The organism is Sphingomonas sp. 1F27F7B (genome assembly GCF_005503355.1).
Classification (GTDB): domain Bacteria; phylum Pseudomonadota; class Alphaproteobacteria; order Sphingomonadales; family Sphingomonadaceae; genus Sphingomonas.
Window position 1 is genome coordinate 1 of the sequence record NZ_SCMK01000021.1, and the last position, 21655, is coordinate 21655.

At 68.3% G+C, this 21655-nt stretch carries 18 protein-coding genes; 9 read left to right on the forward strand and 9 right to left on the reverse strand.

Annotated elements, in window-relative coordinates:
* From FFS08_RS17570 to FFS08_RS17585, 4 genes are all read left to right on the forward strand, one after another.
* On the forward strand, window positions 1-522 hold a 522-nt coding region (locus FFS08_RS17570; protein WP_137871843.1), incomplete at its 5' end, for an acyl-CoA dehydrogenase family protein.
* The gene (locus FFS08_RS17575) at window positions 522-926 is read left to right on the forward strand and encodes an acyl-CoA thioesterase (RefSeq protein ID WP_137863033.1); all 405 of its coding nucleotides are present in this window, start codon (window positions 522-524) and stop codon (window positions 924-926) included. The genes FFS08_RS17570 and FFS08_RS17575, both read left to right, overlap by 1 nt.
* The gene (locus tag FFS08_RS17580) at window positions 923-1327 is read left to right on the forward strand and encodes a RidA family protein (protein ID WP_137863034.1); all 405 of its coding nucleotides are present in this window, start codon (window positions 923-925) and stop codon (window positions 1325-1327) included. The genes FFS08_RS17575 and FFS08_RS17580 overlap by 4 nt, the downstream gene beginning before the upstream one ends.
* A gap of 11 nt (window positions 1328-1338) precedes the next feature.
* Window positions 1339-2514, forward strand: coding sequence for an acyl-CoA dehydrogenase (locus FFS08_RS17585; protein WP_137863035.1), 1176 nt, complete (start codon window positions 1339-1341; stop codon window positions 2512-2514).
* A gap of 41 nt (window positions 2515-2555) precedes the next feature.
* On the opposite strand, the gene FFS08_RS17590 is transcribed toward FFS08_RS17585, so the two are convergent.
* Window positions 2556-3884 carry a M24 family metallopeptidase gene (locus FFS08_RS17590; RefSeq protein ID WP_212742033.1) on the reverse strand — a complete coding sequence of 443 codons (1329 nt, stop codon included), beginning with the start codon at window positions 3882-3884 and terminating at the stop codon, window positions 2556-2558.
* A 275-nt stretch (window positions 3885-4159) separates the two neighbouring features.
* Here FFS08_RS17590 and FFS08_RS17595 point away from each other — a divergent pair, with 275 nt between their 5' ends.
* Window positions 4160-4681: a MarR family winged helix-turn-helix transcriptional regulator gene (locus tag FFS08_RS17595; protein ID WP_137863036.1), complete on the forward strand. Its 522-nt coding sequence runs from the start codon at window positions 4160-4162 to the stop codon at window positions 4679-4681.
* A 33-nt stretch (window positions 4682-4714) separates the two neighbouring features.
* Here the strand turns inward: FFS08_RS17595 and FFS08_RS17600 are convergent, their stop codons facing one another.
* The gene (locus FFS08_RS17600; RefSeq protein WP_171012669.1) at window positions 4715-6112 is read right to left on the reverse strand and encodes an amidohydrolase family protein; all 1398 of its coding nucleotides are present in this window, start codon (window positions 6110-6112) and stop codon (window positions 4715-4717) included.
* A 128-nt stretch (window positions 6113-6240) separates the two neighbouring features.
* Between FFS08_RS17600 and FFS08_RS17605 the strand changes: the two genes are divergently transcribed.
* From FFS08_RS17605 to FFS08_RS17620, 4 genes are read left to right on the forward strand one after another with little or no spacing between them, the layout of a single operon-like run.
* Complete coding sequence (locus FFS08_RS17605; RefSeq protein WP_137863038.1) at window positions 6241-8094, forward strand: tetratricopeptide repeat protein; 1854 nt, start codon at window positions 6241-6243, stop codon at window positions 8092-8094.
* A 37-nt stretch (window positions 8095-8131) separates the two neighbouring features.
* Entirely contained in the window at window positions 8132-8911 is a 780-nt protein-coding gene (locus tag FFS08_RS17610; protein WP_137863039.1) for a cyclase family protein, read from the forward strand.
* Window positions 8912-8915: 4 nt separating this feature from the next.
* On the forward strand, window positions 8916-11039 hold the full coding sequence (locus FFS08_RS17615; RefSeq protein ID WP_137863040.1) for a ferredoxin family protein: 2124 nt from the start codon (window positions 8916-8918) through the stop codon (window positions 11037-11039).
* Complete coding sequence (locus tag FFS08_RS17620) at window positions 11039-12493, forward strand: indolepyruvate oxidoreductase subunit beta family protein (RefSeq protein WP_137863041.1); 1455 nt, start codon at window positions 11039-11041, stop codon at window positions 12491-12493. Before FFS08_RS17615 ends, FFS08_RS17620 begins: the two co-directional genes overlap by 1 nt.
* Here the strand turns inward: FFS08_RS17620 and FFS08_RS17625 are convergent.
* From FFS08_RS17625 to FFS08_RS17655, 7 genes are all read right to left on the reverse strand, one after another.
* Window positions 12490-13038: a dihydrofolate reductase family protein gene (locus FFS08_RS17625; protein ID WP_137863042.1), complete on the reverse strand. Its 549-nt coding sequence runs from the start codon at window positions 13036-13038 to the stop codon at window positions 12490-12492. The two genes, FFS08_RS17620 and FFS08_RS17625, sit on opposite strands and share 4 nt — an antisense overlap.
* A gap of 57 nt (window positions 13039-13095) precedes the next feature.
* Window positions 13096-14817, reverse strand: a complete 1722-nt coding sequence (locus FFS08_RS17630; protein WP_171012670.1) for a DUF885 domain-containing protein — start codon at window positions 14815-14817, stop codon at window positions 13096-13098.
* A 42-nt stretch (window positions 14818-14859) separates the two neighbouring features.
* Window positions 14860-16161, reverse strand: a complete 1302-nt coding sequence (locus FFS08_RS17635; protein WP_137863044.1) for an NAD(P)/FAD-dependent oxidoreductase — start codon at window positions 16159-16161, stop codon at window positions 14860-14862.
* Window positions 16162-16327: 166 nt separating this feature from the next.
* Entirely contained in the window at window positions 16328-17224 is an 897-nt protein-coding gene (locus FFS08_RS17640; protein WP_137863045.1) for a bile acid:sodium symporter family protein, read from the reverse strand.
* A gap of 12 nt (window positions 17225-17236) precedes the next feature.
* A complete protein-coding gene (locus FFS08_RS17645) occupies window positions 17237-17716 on the reverse strand; it encodes a DUF3830 family protein (protein WP_137863085.1) in 480 nt (159 codons plus the stop codon).
* Between the two features lie 14 nt (window positions 17717-17730).
* Window positions 17731-19377, reverse strand: a complete 1647-nt coding sequence (locus FFS08_RS17650) for a DUF885 family protein (protein ID WP_171012671.1) — start codon at window positions 19375-19377, stop codon at window positions 17731-17733.
* Window positions 19378-19405: 28 nt separating this feature from the next.
* Window positions 19406-21640, reverse strand: coding sequence for a S9 family peptidase (locus FFS08_RS17655; protein WP_171015322.1), 2235 nt, complete (start codon window positions 21638-21640; stop codon window positions 19406-19408).
* Window positions 21641-21655: the final 15 nt, after the last annotated feature.

Genomic DNA, 21655 nt, shown 5'->3' on the forward strand with positions numbered 1-21655 from the left:
CTCGAATTCACCGACATGGCGCTGCCCGGGGACGCGCTGCTCGGCGAGGCCGGGCGCGGCTTCGCAGCGGCGATGGCGACGCTCGACATCTTCCGCACCACTGTGGGCGCCGCCGCGCTCGGCTTCGCCCGCCGCGCGCTCGACGAGGCGACCGCCCGCGCCCGCACCCGGCGGCTCGGCGACGGCACGCTCGCCGACAATCCGGTCACCCAGTCCAAGCTCGCCGAGATGGTGCTCGACATCGATACGTCCGCCCTGCTCATCTACCGCGCCGCCTGGCTGCGCGACGTGCAGGGCCAGCGCAACACGCGCGAGGCCGCGCTGGCCAAGCTGCACGCGACCGACAGCGCCCAGCAGGTGATCGACAAGGCGGTGCAGATCTTCGGCGGCCTCGGCGTCACCGTCGGCGCGCCGGTTGAGGCGCTGTACCGCGAAGTGCGGGCGCTGCGCATCTATGAGGGTGCGTCGGAAGTGCAGAAGATCGTCATCGCCCGCCAGCACCTCGCCCAGAGTACGGGCTGATGTTCCGCGTCTCCTATCCGCTGCGTTTCGCGCATTGCGATCCGGCGGGCATCGCCTTCTATCCGCGCTGCCTTGAGCTGTGCGACGCCGCAGTGGAGGACTGGACCCCGGCGGTGCTGGGCGACGACCGGCGGGCAATGCACATGGGGCGCGGCCTGGGTCTGCCCACGGTGGACCTGGCCGCCACCTTCTCCGCGCCGAGCAAGCTGGGCGATCTGCTCGATTTCGCCGTGCGGCTCACCCGGGTGGGCCGCAGCTCGATCGACCTGGAGGTGACGGTGTCGTGCAGCGGCGAGGCCCGCTTCGCCATCCGTCTCACCCAGGTGCTGATCGATCTCGCTTCCGGCAAGTCGCGATCCTGGCCACCCGAATATCGCCAACGCCTTGAAATGGAATGCCAATGACCGTCCACCAAAGCCTGTTGCCCCCCGGCTGGAAGCGCCCGCGCGGCTATGCCAACGGCATTTCCGCCAGCGGCCGGATGGTGTTCACCGCCGGGGTGGTCGGCTGGAACGACGAGGAGCGTTTCGTCGCTCCCGATCTCGCCGGCCAGTTCCGCCAGGTGCTGGTCAATACGCTGGCGATCCTCGCCGAGGGCGGCGCCGGCGCCGAGCATATCGTCCGCATGACCTGGTACGTCACCAGCCGCGACGAATATCTCGCCGGCCTGGCCGAGATCGGCGCGGCGTATCGCGAGCTGATCGGCCGCCACTATCCGGCGATGGCAGTGGTCGAGGTCGCCGCGCTGGTCGAGGCCGAGGCCAAGGTCGAGATCGAGACGATCGCAGTCGTCCCTACCGCCTGAGGAACCCTGACATGCAGAAATTCGACTGGGCCGATCCCCTGCTGCTCGACGCGCAGCTGGAGGATGAGGAGCGGATGATCCGCGACACCGCGCGCGACTATGCGCAGGCACGGCTCGCACCGCGCGTGATCGAGGCGTTCGACCGGGAAGTGACCGACCCCGAGATCTTCCGCGAAATGGGCGCACTCGGGCTGCTGGGCCCGACAGTGCCCGAGGCCTATGGCGGAGTCGGCGCCTCCTATGTCGCCTATGGCCTGATCGCCCGCGAGGTAGAGCGCGTCGACTCGGGCTATCGCTCGATGATGAGCGTGCAGTCGAGCCTGGTCATGTACCCGATCCACGCCTTCGGCTCGGAGGCGCAGCGGCTGCGCTACCTGCCCCGGCTCGCCAGCGGCGAATGGATCGGCTGCTTCGGCCTGACCGAGCCCGATGCCGGCTCCGATCCCGGCGGCATGCGCACCCGCGCGACCAGGATCGACGGGGGCTATCGGCTGAACGGCGCCAAGACCTGGATCTCCAACGCGCCGATCGCCGACGTCTTCGTCGTCTGGGCCAAGTCGGACGCGCATGGCGGCGCGATCCGCGGCTTCGTGCTGGAGAAGGGCATGAAGGGCCTCTCCGCGCCCAGGATCGAGGGCAAGCTGAGCCTGCGCGCCTCGATCACCGGCATGATCCAGCTCGACGATGTCGAACTGGGCGAAGACGCGCTGCTGCCCGAGGTCGAGGGCCTCAAGGGCCCCTTCTCCTGTCTCAACCGCGCGCGCTACGGGATCAGCTGGGGCGCGCTCGGCGCCGCCGAATTCTGCTTCCACGCCGCCCGGCAATATGGCCTCGACCGGCACCAGTTCGGCAAGCCGCTTGCCGCCACCCAGCTCTTCCAGAAGAAGCTGGCGGACATGGAGACCGAGATCGTGCTGGGCCTCCAGGCATCGCTGCGTGTCGGGCGGCTGATCGACGCCGGCCGGTTTGCGCCCGAGATGATCTCGATCGTCAAGCGCAACAATGTCGGCAAGGCGCTCGACATCGCCCGGGCCGCCCGCGACATGCACGGCGGCAACGGGATCTCCGGCGAGTTCCAGGTGATGCGCCATCTGATGAACCTCGAGACGGTGAACACCTATGAGGGCACGCACGACGTCCATGCCCTGATCCTCGGCCGCGCGATCACCGGGATCGCCGCCTTCTGACGGCAAATGGGGCGGCCGGATCTTTACCGGCCGCCCTTCCCTCACTTCACCAGCAGGATCCGGCTGTTGGGCGGATAGGCCCATTCGAAACCGCGCTCGGTGACCACGCCATTGTCCTCGAGCGGGATCTTGATCTTGCGCATCCCCCATTCGGGCACCTGCGTGTAGAGGAACAGCTCGATCGACAGGAAATTGCTCGCACGCAGCTGGTAGGTCATGCGCAGCGGGTTGAAATCGGCAATCGACGGGCCCGAGCCATGGCCCCAGTCGCCCACCGAATGACTGCCGATCACCACGTCGGACACCTTCAAGTCCTTACTGGGATCATCGTACCGGCCGAGCACGAGTCCCGGCGTCTCCGCCACCCGCTTGTTGACGGCTGCCAATGCGTCACCGGCAGTGACGCCCGGGCGGATCACGTCGAGGATCATCCGGCGAATGTCCTGCGCCTTGTCATAGGCGCGCTGCACTCCGGCCGGCGGAGCGTTCTCGCCGGGCCTCAGCACATAGGCCATGCGCTTCATGTCGGTATAGTAGAAGAGATAGTTCACGCCCCAGTCGACCGTGATCAGGTCGCCCGGCTGGATCACATGATCGCCCGAGACCGGTCCGCGCTCGCCGGGGCCGAGGATGTAGATGCTCGGCAGGCCGAAACTGTTGCCCAGCCCCTCGTCGTGGAGCCGCTCCATCATCCACCAGGCGACGTCACCGGTGGTGGTGTGGCCCGGCACGATCACTTCGTTCGACAGCGCCCGCTCCAGGATCGTCCGCGAATATTCCCCGGCCCTGGCAAAGGCCGCGATCTCGCCCGCCGAATGCCGCGAGCGGAAATCGGAGACCAGCTTCTCCGCCGAGACCAGCCGCCCCGCCAGCGCCGGCCCCAGCGTCTCGACCAGCTTCGCGTGCAGCGAATGGCTGAGCCCGTCCGCCGTGCCGATCTCGGTCGCCACGTCGATGCCGATCCGCTTCGGATCGCGCGCCTCGACGAACCTGCGCAACTCGGCCGGCGAGAGCTTCTGGTCGTAGAGCGGACACTGATCGAACGCCGCGCCGCCGATCCCCATCGCCGTGCGCTCGATCCGGCCGCTGCCGGTGCGGTCGGCGAAGACATGATAGCCGACATCGCCCACATAGCCGCCGCCGAGCAGCGCGGCATTGGGATCGTCATGCCCCTCGCGCGAGGCGACGATCCACATGTCGATGCGGTTCTCGCGCATCGCCTCGGGCAGGATCAGGTCAAGCTTGTCCTTGCGGATCTGGCACATCTGGTCCCAGCGCCGCTTCGCTTCCTGCCCCTGGGCGGGCAGCGCCCCGAGCAGCGGCAGGACGGCGAGCGGTAGGGCCAGACGGCGGAAGCGTTTGGACGACACGCTTGTTCTCCCATGGTTTCACCCTCGGGAACGTGACAGGCCCGCAACGGAAATGGAACAATAATCACGCAATTTTCGTTGATATTTCATCGCTTGTTCGGCATGGGCCCGCCTTCCCGTCCGATGGGCGCGCCCCATGGCGTTTCCGCCACGCAGCCGATCCGGCGCAAATGACGATTGATAGGTGTAGGAACATATGTTTTCGGCTAATTCGCCTGCCCGATGCCGTCCGGCCCGGCGCAACGTCTTGATCCTGTGGAACGATTGAGGGAAACATGGCGACCAGCGCGGTGAAGAAATCGGCAAGAACGGCAGAGGACCTGATGGACAATCGCAGTGTCTACGACCCGAGCAGCCCCAATTTCCGTCTCGAGAACTCACCCTTCTACCTGATGGCGCATGCCGATTTCAAATATCACGAGGACATGGACATCGTGCTGCACAAGCACGGCGTGTCCAAGCCGATCTACCGCGTGATGACGGTGCTGCGCGAGCGCCAGCCGGCCAGCATCGGCGCGATCGCCGAGGCGGCGCTGACCAAGCGCTCGACGATCAGCCGGATCATCGACCGGATGGTCGAGCAGGGCCTGGTCACCACCGAGCCCAATCCGGAGGACAATCGTATCACCGAGGTGACGTTGACTCCGGCCGGCCAGCAGACGCTGCGCAAGCTCACGCCGATCGTCGGCCGCCAGTTCAGCCGCGCGATGGACGGCGTCAGCGACCGCGACATCGCCCATCTGCTGCGCACGCTGCAGAAGATCAGCGCGAACCTGAGCAAGCTGCCGATCGAATGAGAGGAAACCCGGGGGACGATGGGCGACGCGCGGTCACCGGGCCCCGTTCTCCACCACCACCTTGCCATCGGCGATCACATAGCGGACGTCGCGCAGATTCTTTAGCGAATCTAGCGGGTTGGCCCCGAGGATCAGAATGTCGGCGATCTTGCCCGGCTCGATCGTGCCGAGCTTGTCGCCCATGCGCATGATCCTGGCGCCGACGCTGGTCGCCGCGGCAAGCACGTCGCGATTGCTCATGCCGGCCTGGTGGAGATAGTCGAGTTCGCGGAAATAGGCGTCGGGATAGCGCCATTCATTCTCGAACGGGATATCGGTGCCCACGCCGATCGGCACGCCGGCGCGCCATGCCTCGTTCACGCGCTTCAGATGATCCTGCTGGTTGATCACGAAGCGGCGCGAATGCGTGTAGTAGAAGCCGCCGCCGGGGATGCCCGCGGTCGGATAGCCACCCTCCAGCAGATTGTCGAAGGCGCCGATCGTCGGCACGAAGGCGGTGCCGTGCTTCTTCATCAGCGGCACGGCCTGGTCGCTCAGCAGCAGCGGATGCTCGAGCGTGTCGACTCCCGCTTCGATCGCCCAGTCGGTATATTTGCCATAGCTGTCGATCGCGACCGGCACACCCAGCGAATGCGCCTCGTCGATCGCGGCGGCGAGTTCCTCCCGGTCGGCCGGGGCACTGATCTTGATCCAGTCGGCCAGGCGGCGGATCTGCTCCCGCACCGCCTTGCGCCACTCCCATGGCCCGTCGACTCCGTGCGGATCGCCGCCGAGATTGGGCTTCTCGCGGCCTGTGGCGGTGGAAGTCACTTCGTCGCCATGGCCGCCCGTGCTGGCGATCAGCTTGCCGCTCCACATCACGCGCGGGCCGCGGATCAAGCCGCGATCCACCGCTTCCTTGATGCGCAGCGCGACGTCGTCCATCGTGCCGACGTCGCGCGCGGCGGTGATGCCCGCGGTGACCATCTGCTCGGCCAGCACCGTGCCCCGGATCGCCGCGGCGGCCGGGCTGTCCGAATAGCGGCCCATGTCGGTGCCGCGCTGCTGGGTGAAGTGGATGTGGAGGTCGATCAGGCCCGGCAGGATCCACAGTCCGCGCACATCGATCGTCCGCGCCGCATTGGCAGGCAGCGGCGTGCCGGCCGGCCCGACGGCGAGGATCCGGTCGCCCTGAAGCACCACCACCGCATCCGCGATCGGCGCCCCGCCTCGCCCATCGAGCAGGGTTCCGCCGACGAGCACGACGATCGGCGCATGGCTGCGGTCGATCGGAGGAATCGGCAGGCGGCGGACATCGTCCGTCGTCTCGGGAATCGCACGCTGCGCATGGGCGAGATGCGGCGTCAGCACTCCGATCAGCAGCGCCGCCGAGATCGCCGCGCCGCGCAACAACTGCTTCCGTACCGCCCCGTTCTTCCCCGATCTCCGCATGGCGCGACCCCTATCATTCCCAATTACACATGATTTAAAGCGTGATTCTCTTGACGAGACAAGGGGCATTTGCAACCTTTCCCCTCCGCGGGCTCCCGGAAGGAGACCCGCCATGGGAATCCCGCTCGATGGAACAGGCACCGCGACAGGAAGGACCGACACCGCTGGAAGTGGCGCGGACCGGCCTGGACGCGCACGAGCTTGGCGAGGCCCTTCGGCACGCGATGGACCTGGCACGTGGCGGCAAGCCGGGGCCGGCCGAGACCATCCTGCTGCGCGTGCTCGATCTCGCGCCCGAAAATCCCGACGCACTCCAGCTGCTCGGCATGATCGCGCGGCAGGCCAGCCGGCATGCGGACGCGGCGACGCTCTTCCGCCGCTCGCTCGCGGCCGCGCCGGACCAGCCCCATGTGCACAACAATCTCGGCAACAGCCTTGGCGACCTGGGCGACACCGCCGGGGCCGCCCAGGCCTATCGCGAGGCATTGCGCCTGGCGCCCGCCTATGACGAGGCCCGCGTGAACCTGGCGATCGCCCTGCTCGCCGCCGGCGACGCCCGATCCGCCTGCGACACGCTCGCGCCGCTCCTGCGCCGCGATCCGCGCAACGCGCGCGCCTGGGCGACGCTCGGCCAGGCGCGGCGGGACAATGGCGAGCTCGATCATGCCATCGCCGCGTTTCGCACTGCGCTCGCGCTGCGGCCCGGCCATGTTCCCACCTTGCTCAATCTCGGCGCCTCGCTGCGCCTCGCCGGCTGGCCCGACGAAGCCCTGCCGTTGCTGGCCCAGGCGGCCGAGACCGATCCGGCGAATCCGGAAACCGCCCACGCCCTGGGCCATTGCCTCCAGGACCTCGGCCGGATCGATGCCGCCATTGTCGCCTACGAGCGCGCGATCACCTTGCGCCCTGCCCATCGCGACGCGCATCGATCGCTCAACGGCCTGCTCTGGCGGCAGGGCCGGAGCGAGACCTGGCTCGCCAGCTATCGCACCGTGCTGGCCCTGCTTCCCGGGCACGAAGGGCTGCTCTGCGACCTCGCCGATCGGCTGCTGCTCGCCGGGGATGCGGCGGGTGCCACAGCACTGCTCGCCCCCCATGCCGAGCGCGCCGGGCCGGAACTGCGCCATCAGCTGGGCCGCGCGCGCTGGTCGTCGGGCGAAGCGGAGGCAGCACTCGCCGAGTTCGACGCCGCCCTCGCCCTGGACCCCGGCTTCGTGGCCGCCGCGCGTGAGGCCGCACGATCGCGCCTGATTCTCGATCGGCCCGCCGAGGCGCTGGCCCGGCTGGAGCCGGTGCTCGCCGCCAATCCGTCCGACCAGCAGGCGCTGGCCCTTCAGGGGCTCGGCTGGCGCCTTGCCGGCGATCCGCGCGCAGCCTGGCTCAACGATGTCGAGCGCCTCGTCTCGGCGAGCCTGCTCATGCCGCAGGACGGCGATGGCGCCGGATTCAACGCGCGGCTCGACGCGGCACTCACCTCGCATCATCGCGACCACCGTTACCCGCTCGAACAGACGCTGCGCGGCGGCACCCAGACCAGCGACGACCTGTTCGCCCTGCACGATCCGATGATCGCTGCGGTGCGCGCGATGATCGAGGCGCAGGTGCGGACCTGGATAGCCGCGCTGCCGGAGGATCCCGGCCATCCCTTCCTCCGCCGCAATACCGGCCGTTTCACCTTTTCCGGCGCGTGGTCGGTACGGCTGCGCAGCGCCGGCTTCCACGAGAACCACATCCATCCCGAGGGCTGGATCAGCGCCTGCTATTATGTCGCCGTGCCCGAGGCGGTCGACCGCCATCGCCAGGGCTGGCTCAAATTCGGGGAGAGCGGGCTCCGGCTCGGCGAGCGCGAGCGCATCGCGCGGATGATCCGGCCCGAGCCGGGGCTGCTCGTGCTGTTCCCCTCCTATTTCTACCACGGGACGGTGCCGTTCGAGGATGCCGACCACCGCACCACCATCGCCTTCGACATCGTACCCGCATGACCGGGCGCGAGCACATCCGGCCCCAGGGAGGACAGACATGACCAGCCAGACGCTCGAAAGTTTCGCCGCCGCCATCGCATCGGGCGCGATCCGCGCGATCGACCTCACCCAGACGCTGTCGCCCGACACGCCCACGCTCGTCCTGCCGCCCGAGTTCGGCCAGTGCGCCGGGTTCAGCCAGGAGGAGATCTCGCGCTATGACGAACGCGGCGTCGCCTGGTATTGGAACAACTTCACGGTCAGCGAGCATACCGGCACCCATTTCGACGCGCCGATCCACTGGATCACCGGCAAGGACCTGCCCAACAATGCTGTCGACACGGTGCCGCCGGCCGATTTCATCGCGCCGGCCGTGGTGATCGACATCTCTGCCAAGTCGGCGGCGAACCCTGACTATCTCCTCACCCCGGCCGACATCGAAGCCTGGGAAGCGGAGCATGGCCGCATTCCACCGCGCAGCTGGATCCTGCTGCGCACCGACTGGTCGAAGCGCGACGTCGCTGCCTATACCAATCGCCGCGAGGACGGCGCCCATACGCCCGGTCCCTCGGCCGAAGCGGTCCGCTTCCTGATCGAAGCGCGGGATGCGCATGGGCTCGGCGTCGAGACGATCGGCACCGATGCGGGTCAGGCGCATCTGCTCGACCCCGCCTATCCGGCGCACACGCTGTTCCATGCCGCGGGCCGCTACGGGCTCCAGTGCCTGGAGAATCTCGACCGGCTGCCGGCGACCGGCGCGGTGATCGTCGCCGCGCCGCTCAAGATCCGGGGCGGCTCGGGCAGCCCGCTGCGCGTCCTGGCGCTGGTGGCGGGCTGAACCCATGGCCGAGCGTTCGTTCAAGGCGGAAATCGAGCAACTGCGGCTGGGAGACGGCGAGACCTTTCACGGCGAGGGCATATTGGCCGTCACCAAGGCGTTGCTCCAGGCCGGGGTGGCCTATGTCGGCGGCTATCAGGGCTCGCCGATCAGCCATCTGATGGACGTGTTCGCCGATGCGAGCGAACTGATGGCCGAGCTCGGCGTCCATTTCGAAAGCTCGGCGAGCGAGGCGACGGCGGCGGCGATGCTCGCCGCCTCGGTCAACTACCCGCTGCGCGGCGCGGTGGCGTGGAAATCGGTGGTTGGCACCAATGTCGCCTCGGACGCGCTGTCCAACGTCGCCTCCGGCGGGGTGACCGGCGGGGCGCTGATCATCCTGGGCGAGGATTATGGCGAGGGCTCCTCGATCATGCAGGAGCGCACCCATGCCTTTGCAATGAAGTCGCAGATGTGGCTGCTCGATCCGCGGCCCGGCCTGCCGGTGATCGTCGACATGGTCGAGCAAGGCTTCGCACTGTCCGAGGCATCGAACACGCCGGTGATGCTCGAGCTGCGCGTGCGCGCCTGTCACGTCACCGGTAGCTTCGTCGCGAAGGACAACCGGCGCCCCAGGCTGACCGTGGCCGAGGCGGCCGAGGCACCGGTGCGCGATACCAGCCGGATCGTGCTGCCGCCCGCCAATTTCCTCCACGAAGTCGAGAAGATCGAGCAGCGCTGGCCGGCGGCGATCCGCTTCGTCCAGGAACGCGGGCTCAACGAGCATTTCGGCACCGCGGCGGACGAGATCGGCATCATCGTCCAGGGCGGGCTGTTCAACTCGCTCAACCGCGCGCTCGAACTGCTCGGCCTGTCGGACGCCTATGGCAATGCCGCGCTCCCGATCTACGTCCTCAACGTTACCTATCCGCTGATCCCCGACGAAGTCCGCGCCTTCTGCGCGGGCAAGCGCGCGGTACTGGTGGTCGAGGAGGGCCAGCCCGAGTTCATCGAGCATGAGCTGAACACGCTGGTCCGCCGCGCCGGGCTCGAGACGCGGATCGTCGGCAAGGAAATGCTGCCGCGCGCCGGGGAATATGGCAGCGCGGTGATCCGCGAGGGCCTGGCCGCCTTCCTGCGCGCCCATGCGCCCGAGCGCGCACCGGCCGAGACTGCTGCCTCAGCCCCCGCCCTGCCCGCCGCCGCGGTGCCGCAGCGCCCCGCCGGCTTCTGCACCGGCTGCCCCGAACGCCCGATCTTCTCCGCGATGAAGCTCGTGCAGAAGGAGCTCGGCGCCTTCCACGTCTCCGCCGATATCGGCTGCCACCTCTTCTCGATCCTGCCGCCCTTCCATATCGGCAACACGACGATGGGCTATGGCCTGGGCACGGCCGGCGCTTCGGCCTTCAAGCCGCGCGACCGGCGGGCGATCGCGATCATGGGCGATGGCGGCTTCTGGCACAACGGCCTCACCTCGGGGATCGGCAACGCCGTCTTCAACCAGGACGACAATCTGACGATCATCGTCGACAATGGCTATTCGGCCGCGACCGGGGGCCAGGACATCCTCTCGTCGCGCGCCAAGCCGCCGAACCGCAAGACTAACAATCCGATCGAGAAGGCCGTGCGCGGCATCGGCATCGGCTGGGCGCGAACGATGACGCGGACCTATGACGTCGCCGGCATGCGCGATGCGATCCGCGCGGCGCTGACCAGCGCCGAGAAGGGACCCAAGGTCCTGGTCGCCCAGTCCGAATGCCAGCTCAACCGCCAGCGCCGGCTGAAGCCGCAACTGGCCAAGGCGATGAAGGCCGGCGAGCGCGTGGTGCGCGAGCGCTTCGGCGTCGATCCCGACACCTGCACCGGCGACCATAGCTGCATCCGCCTGTCGGGCTGCCCGTCGCTGACGATCAGGCCCAATCCCGATCCGCTGCGCCAGGATCCGATCGCGCATGTCGAGAACAGCTGCGTCGGCTGCGGCGTGTGCGGCGAAGTGAGCCATGCCGCGATACTCTGCCCCTCCTTCTACAAGGCCCGGATCATCGCCAACCCCGATCGCCGCGACCGCTTCCGCCAGCGCCTGCGCGGCTGGGCGATCGGCGCGCTCCAGCGCCGCGCGACCCGCCGGATCGCCGCGAGGGCCTTTTGATGGCGGAGCGGAAGCGCATCGCCATCGCGGTGCTCGGCCTGGGAGGTCAGGGCGGCGGCGTGCTGGCCGACTGGATCGTCCAACTCGGCAAGCGGAGCGGCCATGTCGCGCAGGGCACCTCGGTCCCCGGTGTGGCGCAGCGCACCGGCGCGACGATCTACTATGTCGAGATGATTCCGGATAGCGGCCCGGCCGCACCGGTGCTGGCGCTCACGCCCGTGCCGGGCGATGTCGATGTGGTCGTCGCCTCGGAGCTGATGGAGGCGGGCCGCGCGATCCTGCGCGGTTTCGTGACCGACCGCACCGAGCTGATCGGTTCGACGCACCGAGTCTACGCCATCACCGAGAAGGCGGCGATGGCCGACGGCCGCGCCAGCGCGGAGCGCATCGTGGCGGCTGCCCAGAAACGCGCGAAACGCTTCATCGGCTTCGACATGGATGCCGTCGCCGAGCGCACCGGCAGCGTGATCAGCTCGGTGATGTTCGGCGCGCTGGCCGGCAGCGGCGCCCTGCCCTTTTCCCGCACCGCCTTCGAGGAAGCGATCCGCGCCGGCGGCAAGGCAGTCGAGGCGAACCTGCGCGGCTTCGCGGCAGGCTTCGACGCAGCCCAAGGGAAGGACGAACCGAAAGCCGAGCAATCCCCGATAGCTGCCCCCACCACCGAAGGCGGCCGCGCCCTGGCGGCGCGGGTCGATGCCAGCCTGCCGAGCCAAGCGCAGTTCTTCGCACTCGAAGGCGTCCGGCGGTTGATGGACTATCAGGATGCCGCCTATGCCGGCCTCTATCTCGACCGGCTCGATGGGCTGAAGGGCAGCCCCGAGCTGCTCGCCGAAACCGCCCGGCATCTCGCGCTGTGGATGTCGTACGAGGACACGATCCGCGTCGCCGACCTGAAGGTCCGCGCCAGCCGCTTCGCCCGCGTCCGCGGCGAAGTGCGGGCGAAGGACGACCAGATCGTCCAGCTCACCGAATATATGCACCCCCGGCTCGAGGAGATCTGCGAAACGCTGCCCGCCGGCATCGGCCGCCACATCCTGTCCAGCAAGCGCTGGTCGCGCTGGCTGAAGCCGCTCTTCGCCAAGGGGCGCCATGTCGAGACGACCAGCTTGCGCTGGTTCCTGGCACTCTCGCTGCTCGCCGGCTGGCGGCGGTGGCGGCGCGGCACGCTGCGCTATCGGATCGAGCAGGCGCGGATCGAGGACTGGCTGGCGCTGATCCGGGCGGCGGAACCCGAAGCGGCGATCGAGCTGGCACGGTGCCAGCGGCTGATCAAGGGCTATGGCGAGACCTTTGCGCGCGGGCTGGGCAATTACCAGCGGATCGTCGCACGCTATCGGGCCGGCGGGCTGGACGCCGCCGGGCTGCGGCATCTGCACGAGGCCGCGCTGGCGGATGAGGAAGGGATGGCGCTGGAGGAGGCGCTGGCGCCCCGGGCCGGCAAGCCGGGCGGCTAGCCTCTCGGCACGTAGCGTGTCGCCACGACCCCGGAGCCGAATTCCAGCCGGCTCACCAGCTTCAGATCGAGGTATTTCGAAAGCCCGGCAAATAGCGTCGGCCCATGGCCCGCGACCCGGGGATGCACCACGAACTCATATTCGTCGATCAGCCCCAGCTCCGCCAGGGCCAGCGGGAGCTTCACGCCGCCCACGAACAAGCCCTTGCCCGGCTCCTCCTTGAGCCGCCGGACCGCGCTGCCCAGGTCCCCGCGCACGAGCTCCGCATTCCAGTCGACGCGATCGAGCGTGGCCGACACGACATATTTCCTGGCTGCGTCGATCGTCCGGGCGAAGGGCTCCGTCCAGCTGGGATCCGCGCCGGTCCGCGCCGGCGGCCGGAACGCCGCCTCCATCATTTCATAGGTCACCCGCCCGAAGAGAAGCGCATCGGCCCGGTTGAGGTTCTCGACCGCGTGACGATGCAGTTCCTCGTCTGCGGAACCCGCGCGATGATCACAGCATCCGTCCAGGGTGACGTTGATGGAGTAGCGAAGCGGCCGCATCGAGCGAACCTGTCACGATCCGAACCGGTTGGGAAGCTCCCGCAACCCGGGCAGCGGCTATTTCCGTGCCGCGATCCAGTCGTTCACCACGGCTTCCAGCATCGTCATCGGCAACTGTCCCTGCGCCAGGATCAGGTCGTGAAATGCCCGGATGTCGAAGCGCTCGCCCAGCGCCGCCTCGGCCCGCCGCCGCAGCTCGACGATCTTCAGTTCGCCGACCTTGTACGCCACCGCCCCGCCGGGCGCGCCGATATAGCGGGCCAGCTCGGTATCGATGTTGATGTCGGCCAGCGCGGTGTTCTCGGTGAAGCAGGCGCGCGCCTGTTCGTAGCTCCAGCCCATCACGTGGATGCCGGTGTCCACCACCATCCGGCATGCCCGCCACATCTCGGTCGAGAGGCTGCCGAACGCCTCATAGGGATCGCGATAGACGCCCATCTCGTGCCCCAGCCGCTCGGCATAGAGCGCCCAGCCCTCGCGAAAGGCGAGCAGGTCGCGCTGGCGGCGGAAGCTCGGCCATTCGGGATGTTCCTGCGCGATCGCCGCATGGGTGTGATGGCCCGGCGCCGTCTCGTGCAGCGTCAGCGCCGGCACCTCGTAGAGCGGCCGCTGGTCGAGGTGCGAGGTGTTGACGATGAAGCGGCCGGGAAAGCCCCTGGAGAAGTCGCCGCCGCCCGAGCGCGCGGTGGTGTAGCCTTCCTCCAGGTCCGGCGGCACCGGCTCGACCGTGAAGGGCTGGCGCGGCAGCGTGGCGAACCAGCGGGGCAGCACGCCGTCGATGCGCTTGGCGGCGGCGCTGTATTTCTCGATCAGTTCCTCGCGGCTCCGGGCGTAGAAGCGCGGATCGGTACGCAGGAAGCGCAGCCAATCGACGAAGCTGCCCTTGAACCCGCTCTCCGCGATCACCCGATCCATCTCGCCGCGGATCCGCTTCACTTCGGAGAGGCCGAGGGCGTGGACCTGCTCGGCGGTGAGGTCCGTCGTGGTGTAATAGCGCAGCAGGAAGTCGTAATAGTCCCTTCCGCCGCGGATGTTCGCAATGCCCAGCGCCTTGCGGGCATGCGCGCGGTAGCGGCCGTCGACATAGGCCAGGATCGCGCGCTGGGCCGGGCGGATCTCGCGCTCGATCACCGCGCCAGCTTCCGCGACCAGGGCGTCTCTTCCCCGCAGCGGCGCGAGCAGCGGATCCTCCGCGACCGGCCGCTCGACCTGCTTGCGCAGCACCGCCACCGCGACGTCGACCACCCGCGCCGGCTGGGTCCAGCCCGTGGCGATGCCGCGCTCCAGATTGGCGCGCTGCTCGGCGAAATAGCCGGGCACCCCGCGCAGCCGGGCGATCCAGGCCCTGCCATCGGCGTCGCTGCGCACCTCCACGCCGCGCGCGGCATAATAGGGCGTGTTGTAGAAGCCCTCATGCGCGACGAAGGCGAAGCGGCGCTCGTCGAAGCCGATCCCTTCCACGCGCCAGCCGATGATCCCGCGGAGGAAGTCGCGGTTCCGCCTGTCCTCCGAAGCGAGCTCCGCGTCGGGCAGCGCGGCGAGCGCCTTGTCGATCGCGAGCAGCTCGGCCCGGCGCGCGGCCATGCCGGCGGGGGTCTCGACCGGCCAGCCCTGCGGAGAATGCGAGGGATCGGAGCGGCCGGCCTCCATCGGATAGCGTTCCGAGAAGCGCTCATAGCGAGCGACCAGCGCGTCGAGATCGGACGATGCAGGCGATCCGGACGCCAGCAGCAGCACGGCGCCGACCGGCAGCAGCAACATTCGCAGGGCGCGGATCATCCGCATCTCTCCTTCGGGATCAGGCGGGCACCGGCCGCCCGCTCAATTGGACAGCCAGGCCATCGTCATCAGCAGCTTGGGCAGCAGCGCCGCGCCGGCATGGAGCCGGATCGGATGCGGCTCGCGCGGTACGACCGAGAGCCGCTCGCGGCTGTTCGACGCGATCGCCGCGGCCACTTCGATGCCCAGCTGGGTGTTGATGCCGATGCCCCGGCCATTGTCCGCCTGGATCGCCAGCGCGCCGTCGCCCAGGTCGTAAAGCTCGGGCAGGAGGGACGAATTCACCCAGGCCAGCCCTTCCCAGATATGGTCGATCCGGGGATCGGACAGCGCAGCGAAATGCTGGCGGAGCCGGCGCTTCGCCTCGCGCAGATGCGCCCTGTCGCCCCGCACCAGGAACGACACCGGGAAAGCGGAAATCAGATGCCCCTGCGGATCGAGCCGCGCCGTGAAGAGATAGGAGACCTTGTCGGTGAAGGCGCCACCCTCGGGCAGGATGGCGGCGCGCTGCACGTCGTCCAGGGGAGCGGTGGCGAACTGGACGACGTGCAGCGGCAGCGCCGTGCGCCGCAGCGCCGGGTGCAGCCGGGCATTGCCGCCATTCGCCGCCAGCACCACCCGCCGCGCCGACACTGCGCCGCCGGGCGTCCGCGCGATCCATCGGCCGCCTTCGCGCCACAGCGCCTGTACCGGGCTCTCGCCGAACAGCCTGGCGCCCTGTTTCAGTGCCGCCCAGGCCAGGCCGCGGACATAGCCGAGCGGATTGAGGCTGCCGCCGTCGCCGAAGCGCAGCGCGCCGCAATAGCGTTCCACGCCGAACATGTGCCGCGCCTCGCGCGCCTCGACGAAGCGAACGTCATAGCCGCGCGACCGCCACTGGTCGGCATAGCCGCGCTGGCTCTGCGCAAGCCCCTCGCTATGGGCGGGCGTGTAGAAGCCGTCCTGCCGGGCATCGCAATCGATCGCATGCCGCTCGACCAGGTCGAACACCGCGCGCGCCGATCCGCCGATCATCCGCGTCAGCCTCTCGCCGCAGTGACGGCCGAGCAGCTGGCCGATCGTATCGGGCGCGTGCCGGATATAATCGGGCGCGACGAGCCCGCCGCTCCAGCCGGTCGCCTGGTCGCCGGGCTGGCCGGCCTCGAGCAGCACCGTGTCCAGGCCGGCTTCGGCAAGGTGGAGCGCCGTCGTCATGCCGGCGATCCCGCCGCCGATCACGAGCACCTCCGCTTCGATCTCCGCACCGAGCGGGGCGAGCCGCGGCCCCGGCGCCGCGGTCGCGACCCAGACCGGCGCAGTCGACGGCGCTTCCCCCTTGCCGCGGGGAATGGGCTGATGCTGCATCACCACGTCTTCGCCAGGGTGAAGCCGGGGGCCGGCGCGAAAGGCGAAAGCGCCCCCGCGACGTCCGTGATACGGGACGTTTGCATGAAATCTCGAACTCTCTCGTTCGCCCGCGAGGGGGCGGTGTATGTGCGCCCCTCGAAGGAGCGGTGTTCCTCGAAACGGTCTAGCCGGCGGGCATGGCTCTCCCGCTTCGCCGGGTGCGGCGCGCGATGGCGACGAAGGCCAGTACGAAGCAGAGCGCAACCGGGGTGTTCATGATCATCGGCAGCGACATCTCGTTGCTGCCGACGATGCTCACCGCGATGAAGATCGCCGTACCTTCCTGGCGCATCAGATGCTCGATCCCGATCGCGATGTTCTCGCGCCGAGTGAAACCGGCGAAGCGCACGATCGTCATCACCACACAGACCATGATCAGGTTGAGCGCCACGGTGATCCAGAACAGTGCGCCCAGATTCTCGCGCAGCACCGGCACCTGGTCGAACAGGATCATGCCGAAGGCGCTGAACAGCACGACCATGGCGATGTTCTTCAGATATTTCTTGAAGGCGATCGCGAAGGCGGGCCGCACAGCCCGGAGCGTGAACCCGGCGGCGGCGGGCAGCACGGTGATCGAGAAGATGTTCCAGAAGAAGGAGCCGAGCGGCACCTTCACCTCCGCCTCCAGCCCCAGGAAATGGGCCAGCGCGAAGTGCGCGTAGAAGGGGACGACGAAGATGTAGATCATGCTGAGCAGCAGCGTCATCGACATCGACAGGGCCAGGTCGCCCTTGGCCATGTCGGTGAAGAGGTTCGACAGCATGCCGCCCGGCGTGGTGGCGAGCAGCACGAAGCCCACCGCGAGTGCCGGGGTGGGCGCGACGGTGAGCGCCAGGGTGAGCCCGATCGCTGGCGGCACGATCAGCATCGAGCAGACGCCGAAGATCAGCGCGCGCTTGTTGCGGAACACCTGGCGGAAATCATCGGCGGTGAGCGACAGGCCCATCGAGGCCATGATCGCGATCAGCGAGCCGGGCAGCACCCAATGGCCCAGGACGGACATCAGATCGGCATAGGTCATGTCCGCTTCCCCTCAGGCCGGCTCGACGGTGATGGTGCAGGCGCCGTTCCGGCGGATCGTGCGACAATCGGCCACGGCCTTGTCCAGATCCTCCGGGAGGATGCGGGCGCAGACATTGGCCTGGATCCAGCCGAACGGCATCAGCAGCCGGCCGCCGGCGCCATAGAAGATGCCGATGTCGTAGAAGGGCCCGGGCGGCAGGCCCTGGGTGCTGCCCGGCGCGAGATAGGCGAGCACCACGTCGCCCGCGCCCGGATAGGAAGTGGCGTTCTCGGCCGGGATCGCCGGCTGGGCCATGCTCTGGGGCAGCGCGGCCGAGGGCATGGGCACCGAGATCTCCGGCCCCGTCCAGATCGCGTGCATCGCCTCGAACGACGCGCGCCGCGTGGCGAGATCGCGCAGGAAATCGCAGGATTGCGGCGCCGCGTCGGGAAGCAGGCGGCAGCGCGCCGACAGTCCCGATTTCGGCTCGGTGAAAATTACCAGATCCATCGAAAGCATGCCCCCTATTCGCCCGAAACCATCGACAGATATTCTTGCCGCTGCAGCGCGATCGGCACATTGCCGTTGGTCCAGAGATAATCGTGGAAGCGCCTGAGATCGAAGGACTTGCCTTCGCGGACCCGCGCCTCGGCGAGGAACTCTGTCGTCTGCATCTTGCCGATCTGGTAGCTGATCGCCTGACCGGGCGCGGCAGCGAAGAAGGTCGCTTCCTCGCGCGCCGTCGCCCGGTCCATCGGGACCATCCTCTCCAGATAGTCGGCGGCCTGGGCGATGGTGAATTCACCTAACGCCAGCTTCACGTCCACTTCGACCCGAAGGGCACGCAATCGCGCGAAATTATAGATGATCTCGCGCGTCTTGGGCGCATCGGCCCAGAAGCCCGCCTGGAGCATCATCTCCTCGGCATAGAAGCCCGTGCCTTCGTTGGCGCCGCTGTCATAATAGCGGCGACGCAGCGGATCGGGGTTCCGCCAGCTGAGGCTGAGCTGGAAGAAATGGCCGGGCACGCCTTCATGGACGATGATCGGCCGCGGATCGCGCATGATCGAGAGGTTGAAATAGCCGAGCTTGGGCGAGGGATCGGGAAGATAGACGGTCGCGTCCTGCCCGGTCCGGTCGATGCTGGTGAAATCGAAGGTGCGCCCCAGCCAGCCGATCGGCGCCAGATAGGCCGGGAAAGGCTGGGCCTTGTAATGGCCGACCCAGTCCGGAACGGTCAGCAGGTTCTTCTCGGTGAGGAACCGGCGGACCTTCAGCTCCTCGGCATTGAGCCGCGCGGTCACCGCGCCGATCGAGGGGCCGATCGGCAGCTCGGGCAGCCCGGCATTGCGATTGCGCTCCAGCGTCTCGAACAGCACCGAGCGCGCCCATTCCTGGCGGCCCATCGCCACCAGCTGCTCGGGCGAATAGGGATAGATGCCGACATTGCCGAGGAAATAGCGATAGCTCTCCCGGCCCACCGCCGTCTGCTCGGACAGGCCGGCGCGCTTCGATTTCAGGAAGGCGGCATAGTCGGCAAAGGCAGCGATCGCCTTGTCCAGCACGGCGACGAGGCGCTTCCTCTGCCCCGCATCGGCATGGGGGGCGAGCCCCGCCGCCATGCCGCGCAGGCTCTCCGGCACCTCGGCGAGCTGGCCCAGCGCCACGTCGACGAACGGCCCGCGCATGTCGTCGAGGTTCGCGCGGCCGGCGGCAAGGATGGCGGGCGCATTGGCCAGCAGGCGGATCACTTCCTCCAGCCGGGCGCGCGCAACCGGCGGCGGGGGCAGCAGCACCTCGAACACCGGATTGAGCGCCTGCGCCGTGTAGAAATGCGGCTGGCGGCGCCAGGCGGCGACATGGTCCATTTCCCAATGGACCCGGGCCAGCGCCGAGCCGACCAGCCGGTAACCGACTTTCTCGGCCACGGTGCGGGGAGCGGTCTCCAGCGCCTGCCAGCGCGCTTCGAACGCGGCGAGCTGCCTGCGCTGGGCGGCGACGCCGGTGGGCGACCAGTCGGGCACCCAGCCCGCGGGGCGCACGATGCGGGGGATGTCGTCGCTGCTCGCCGGCTGGGTCGTCCCGCGCCAGGCCCAGAAATCGGCACCCAGCTGCTGGACGGCCGGCTGGGCGGCAGCCGCCTGCGCCGCCAGCAGAACGGCGCCTCCCATCACGGCCGCAATGCCCCTCGCCCGCATGCTACTTCCGGTTCTTCACGTTGCGATCGAAGAACTCGACCATCTTCTTGAAGGAGAAGCGCGTCTGCGGGATGTTCTCCGCATCCCAGCCATGGTTGGCGCCGGGCAAGGTGACCAACTCGAACATCTGCTCGCGCTGGACCATCTGCTCGGCCAGCGCCATCGTGTCCGAATAGAGCACCACGGAATCGCGGGTGCCGTGGATGATCATCAGCGGATCCCGGATCCCCTTGGCCTGGTAGAGCGCCGACTGTGCCTCGTAGCGCGCGGGCATGTCCGGCCCCTCGGGCGGGCCCATGATCCACATCTGCGCCGGGAAGGCGTGCCACACATTGGTGGCCGGCGCGCCGGCGATGCCCGCGGCATAGAGGCCGGGCTTCTTCGACAGCGACATGACCGTCATCAGCCCGCCATAGCTGGAGCCCCAGATGCCGATGCGCTTCGGATCGGCATGGCCCTGGGCGATCAGATAGCGGACGCCGCTCTCGAGATCGTTGATGTCGGTCTCGCCATAGCTTTCATATTGCGTCTGGTTGTGCTCGCGCCCCTGCCCCCAGGAGCCGCGGATGTTGACGGTCAGGACGATATAGCCCTGCGCGACCAGATACTGGTCGAGCCCCCAGGTCGGGTGGGCGCGGCGCCCGCCCCATTGGTTGCGCACCGCGTCCGAATAGACCGAGCCGACGATCACCGGATATTTCTTCGCGGGATCGAAATCGGCGGGGACGCTGACCCGGCCGAGCAGGTTCATCCCGTCGACATGGCTGGGGAACTGGACATAGCTCGTCCTGGCCCAGTTCTGGCCGTAAAAATCCGGCTGAGGCGACTTGGTGACCTGCGCCGCCTTGCCCGGCTTCGCGGTGTCGATCACATAGAGTTCGGGCGGCGTGTCGTCGTTGCTGTACCAGTCGGCGATGCGGCTGAAATCGGGCGAATAGACCGGCTCGTGCGTGCCGCCCGCGGGTCCGCTGATCCGCTGGATCTTCCCGCCCGCCACCGGCACCCGGTAGAGTTGGCGATCCTGCAGGGCGGACTCGTTGGCGGTGAAATAGAGCTGCCCGTTCTTCGCATCGACTTCGAACGAAGCGATTTCCCATTTGCCGCTGGTGATCTGGCGCGGCGCCTGGCCGGCCTTCTTCTGGTGATAGAGCTGGAGCCAGCCGTCGCGATCGGTGAGGATGATCAGCCCGTCGTCGCCCGGCGCCCAGGCGACTTGCCAGTCGGGGCGCAGATGCTTGGGCTCGCGCAGCTGGTAGAAAGTCTCGCGCGCGCCGGTGGCGGCGTCGTACAGGTAGATGGTGTGTTCCTTGGCCTCCATATCGGCGCCGCTGACGAACAGCCGCTTGCCGTCATGCGACAGGCCATAGCCCCAGACATCGTGCTTGGGATCGGGGCGCTCGAACAGGCGGGACTTGCCCGTGGCGAGATCGACCAGGCCGATGCTGGTCTTGCTGGTCTCCTCGCCCGGAAAGGCGCGGATCACGCGGTTGTTCTGCAGCTTGCCCTTGGCATCGTAATAGATGTCGCGCTCGGGCATGGCGCGGTCGTCGGCCTGCTGGAAGGCGATCGCCTTGCCGCTGTCGGCCCATTTATAGTCCTCGATATAGAGCTTGGGGTCGTCGCTGCCGACCAGCCGCGTGGCAGCGGCGCCCTCCCCTGCCGCGGCATCGCGCGCCCAGAGCTGGCCGCCGGCAGCGACCGGCGATGCGTTCGGCGCGGCTGCGAGAAAGGCGAGCTTGCTCCCGTCCGGCGACACGGCGAGCTTGCGGATGCCGCGCTTGTCGCCCTCGACCTTGACGATCTTGCCGTCGGCCTCGCGGATATGGAGTTGGCCGCCCAGGGTGAAGGCGACGCGGCCATGATCGAGGAGCACCGCCTGGGCAATGCCCTTCGCTTCCGCCTCCGGCTTGCTGTCCTTGCCGAGAAAGGTCAGCCGGGTCTTCTGGCCGGTTCTGGGCGACCAGGCCCAGACGTCGCGAAACGCATAGCCTTGGTCGTTCCACAGGAACAGCACGGCGCTGCCGTCCGCCGCCCAGCTATAGCCCTGGGGGTCGAGGCCGACGAGGCTCTTGTAGCGATAGAGCTCGTCGATCGAGAAGCTGGTCCCCGCCACCCTGGCGGTGCTCCGGGCCGGCCCCTGCGCCGCCTGTTGGGCGAGCACGGGCGCCGCGGCGCTCAGCGATGCGATCATGAGGGCCGCCGACATCGCCCGGACGGAAACGCTGAACTTGATCATCTTCCCAACACCTTC

Bases quoted from the DNA above. Each gene is read 5' to 3' on its own strand.
- FFS08_RS17575 (WP_137863033.1), top strand. From the start codon at position 522: ATGTTCCGCGTCTCCTATCCGCTGCGTTTCGCGCATTGCGATCCGGCG.
- FFS08_RS17580 (WP_137863034.1), top strand. From the start codon at position 923: ATGACCGTCCACCAAAGCCTGTTGCCCCCCGGCTGGAAGCGCCCGCGC.
- FFS08_RS17585 (WP_137863035.1), top strand. From the start codon at position 1,339: ATGCAGAAATTCGACTGGGCCGATCCCCTGCTGCTCGACGCGCAGCTG.
- FFS08_RS17595 (WP_137863036.1), top strand. From the start codon at position 4,160: ATGGCGACCAGCGCGGTGAAGAAATCGGCAAGAACGGCAGAGGACCTG.
- FFS08_RS17600 (WP_171012669.1), bottom strand. From the start codon at position 6,112: ATGCGGAGATCGGGGAAGAACGGGGCGGTACGGAAGCAGTTGTTGCGC.
- FFS08_RS17605 (WP_137863038.1), top strand. From the start codon at position 6,241: ATGGAACAGGCACCGCGACAGGAAGGACCGACACCGCTGGAAGTGGCG.
- FFS08_RS17610 (WP_137863039.1), top strand. From the start codon at position 8,132: ATGACCAGCCAGACGCTCGAAAGTTTCGCCGCCGCCATCGCATCGGGC.
- FFS08_RS17615 (WP_137863040.1), top strand. From the start codon at position 8,916: ATGGCCGAGCGTTCGTTCAAGGCGGAAATCGAGCAACTGCGGCTGGGA.
- FFS08_RS17620 (WP_137863041.1), top strand. From the start codon at position 11,039: ATGGCGGAGCGGAAGCGCATCGCCATCGCGGTGCTCGGCCTGGGAGGT.
- FFS08_RS17625 (WP_137863042.1), bottom strand. From the start codon at position 13,038: ATGCGGCCGCTTCGCTACTCCATCAACGTCACCCTGGACGGATGCTGT.
- FFS08_RS17630 (WP_171012670.1), bottom strand. From the start codon at position 14,817: ATGATCCGCGCCCTGCGAATGTTGCTGCTGCCGGTCGGCGCCGTGCTG.
- FFS08_RS17635 (WP_137863044.1), bottom strand. From the start codon at position 16,161: ATGCAGCATCAGCCCATTCCCCGCGGCAAGGGGGAAGCGCCGTCGACT.
- FFS08_RS17640 (WP_137863045.1), bottom strand. From the start codon at position 17,224: ATGACCTATGCCGATCTGATGTCCGTCCTGGGCCATTGGGTGCTGCCC.
- FFS08_RS17645 (WP_137863085.1), bottom strand. From the start codon at position 17,716: ATGGATCTGGTAATTTTCACCGAGCCGAAATCGGGACTGTCGGCGCGC.
- FFS08_RS17650 (WP_171012671.1), bottom strand. From the start codon at position 19,377: ATGGGAGGCGCCGTTCTGCTGGCGGCGCAGGCGGCTGCCGCCCAGCCG.
- FFS08_RS17655 (WP_171015322.1), bottom strand. From the start codon at position 21,640: ATGATCAAGTTCAGCGTTTCCGTCCGGGCGATGTCGGCGGCCCTCATG.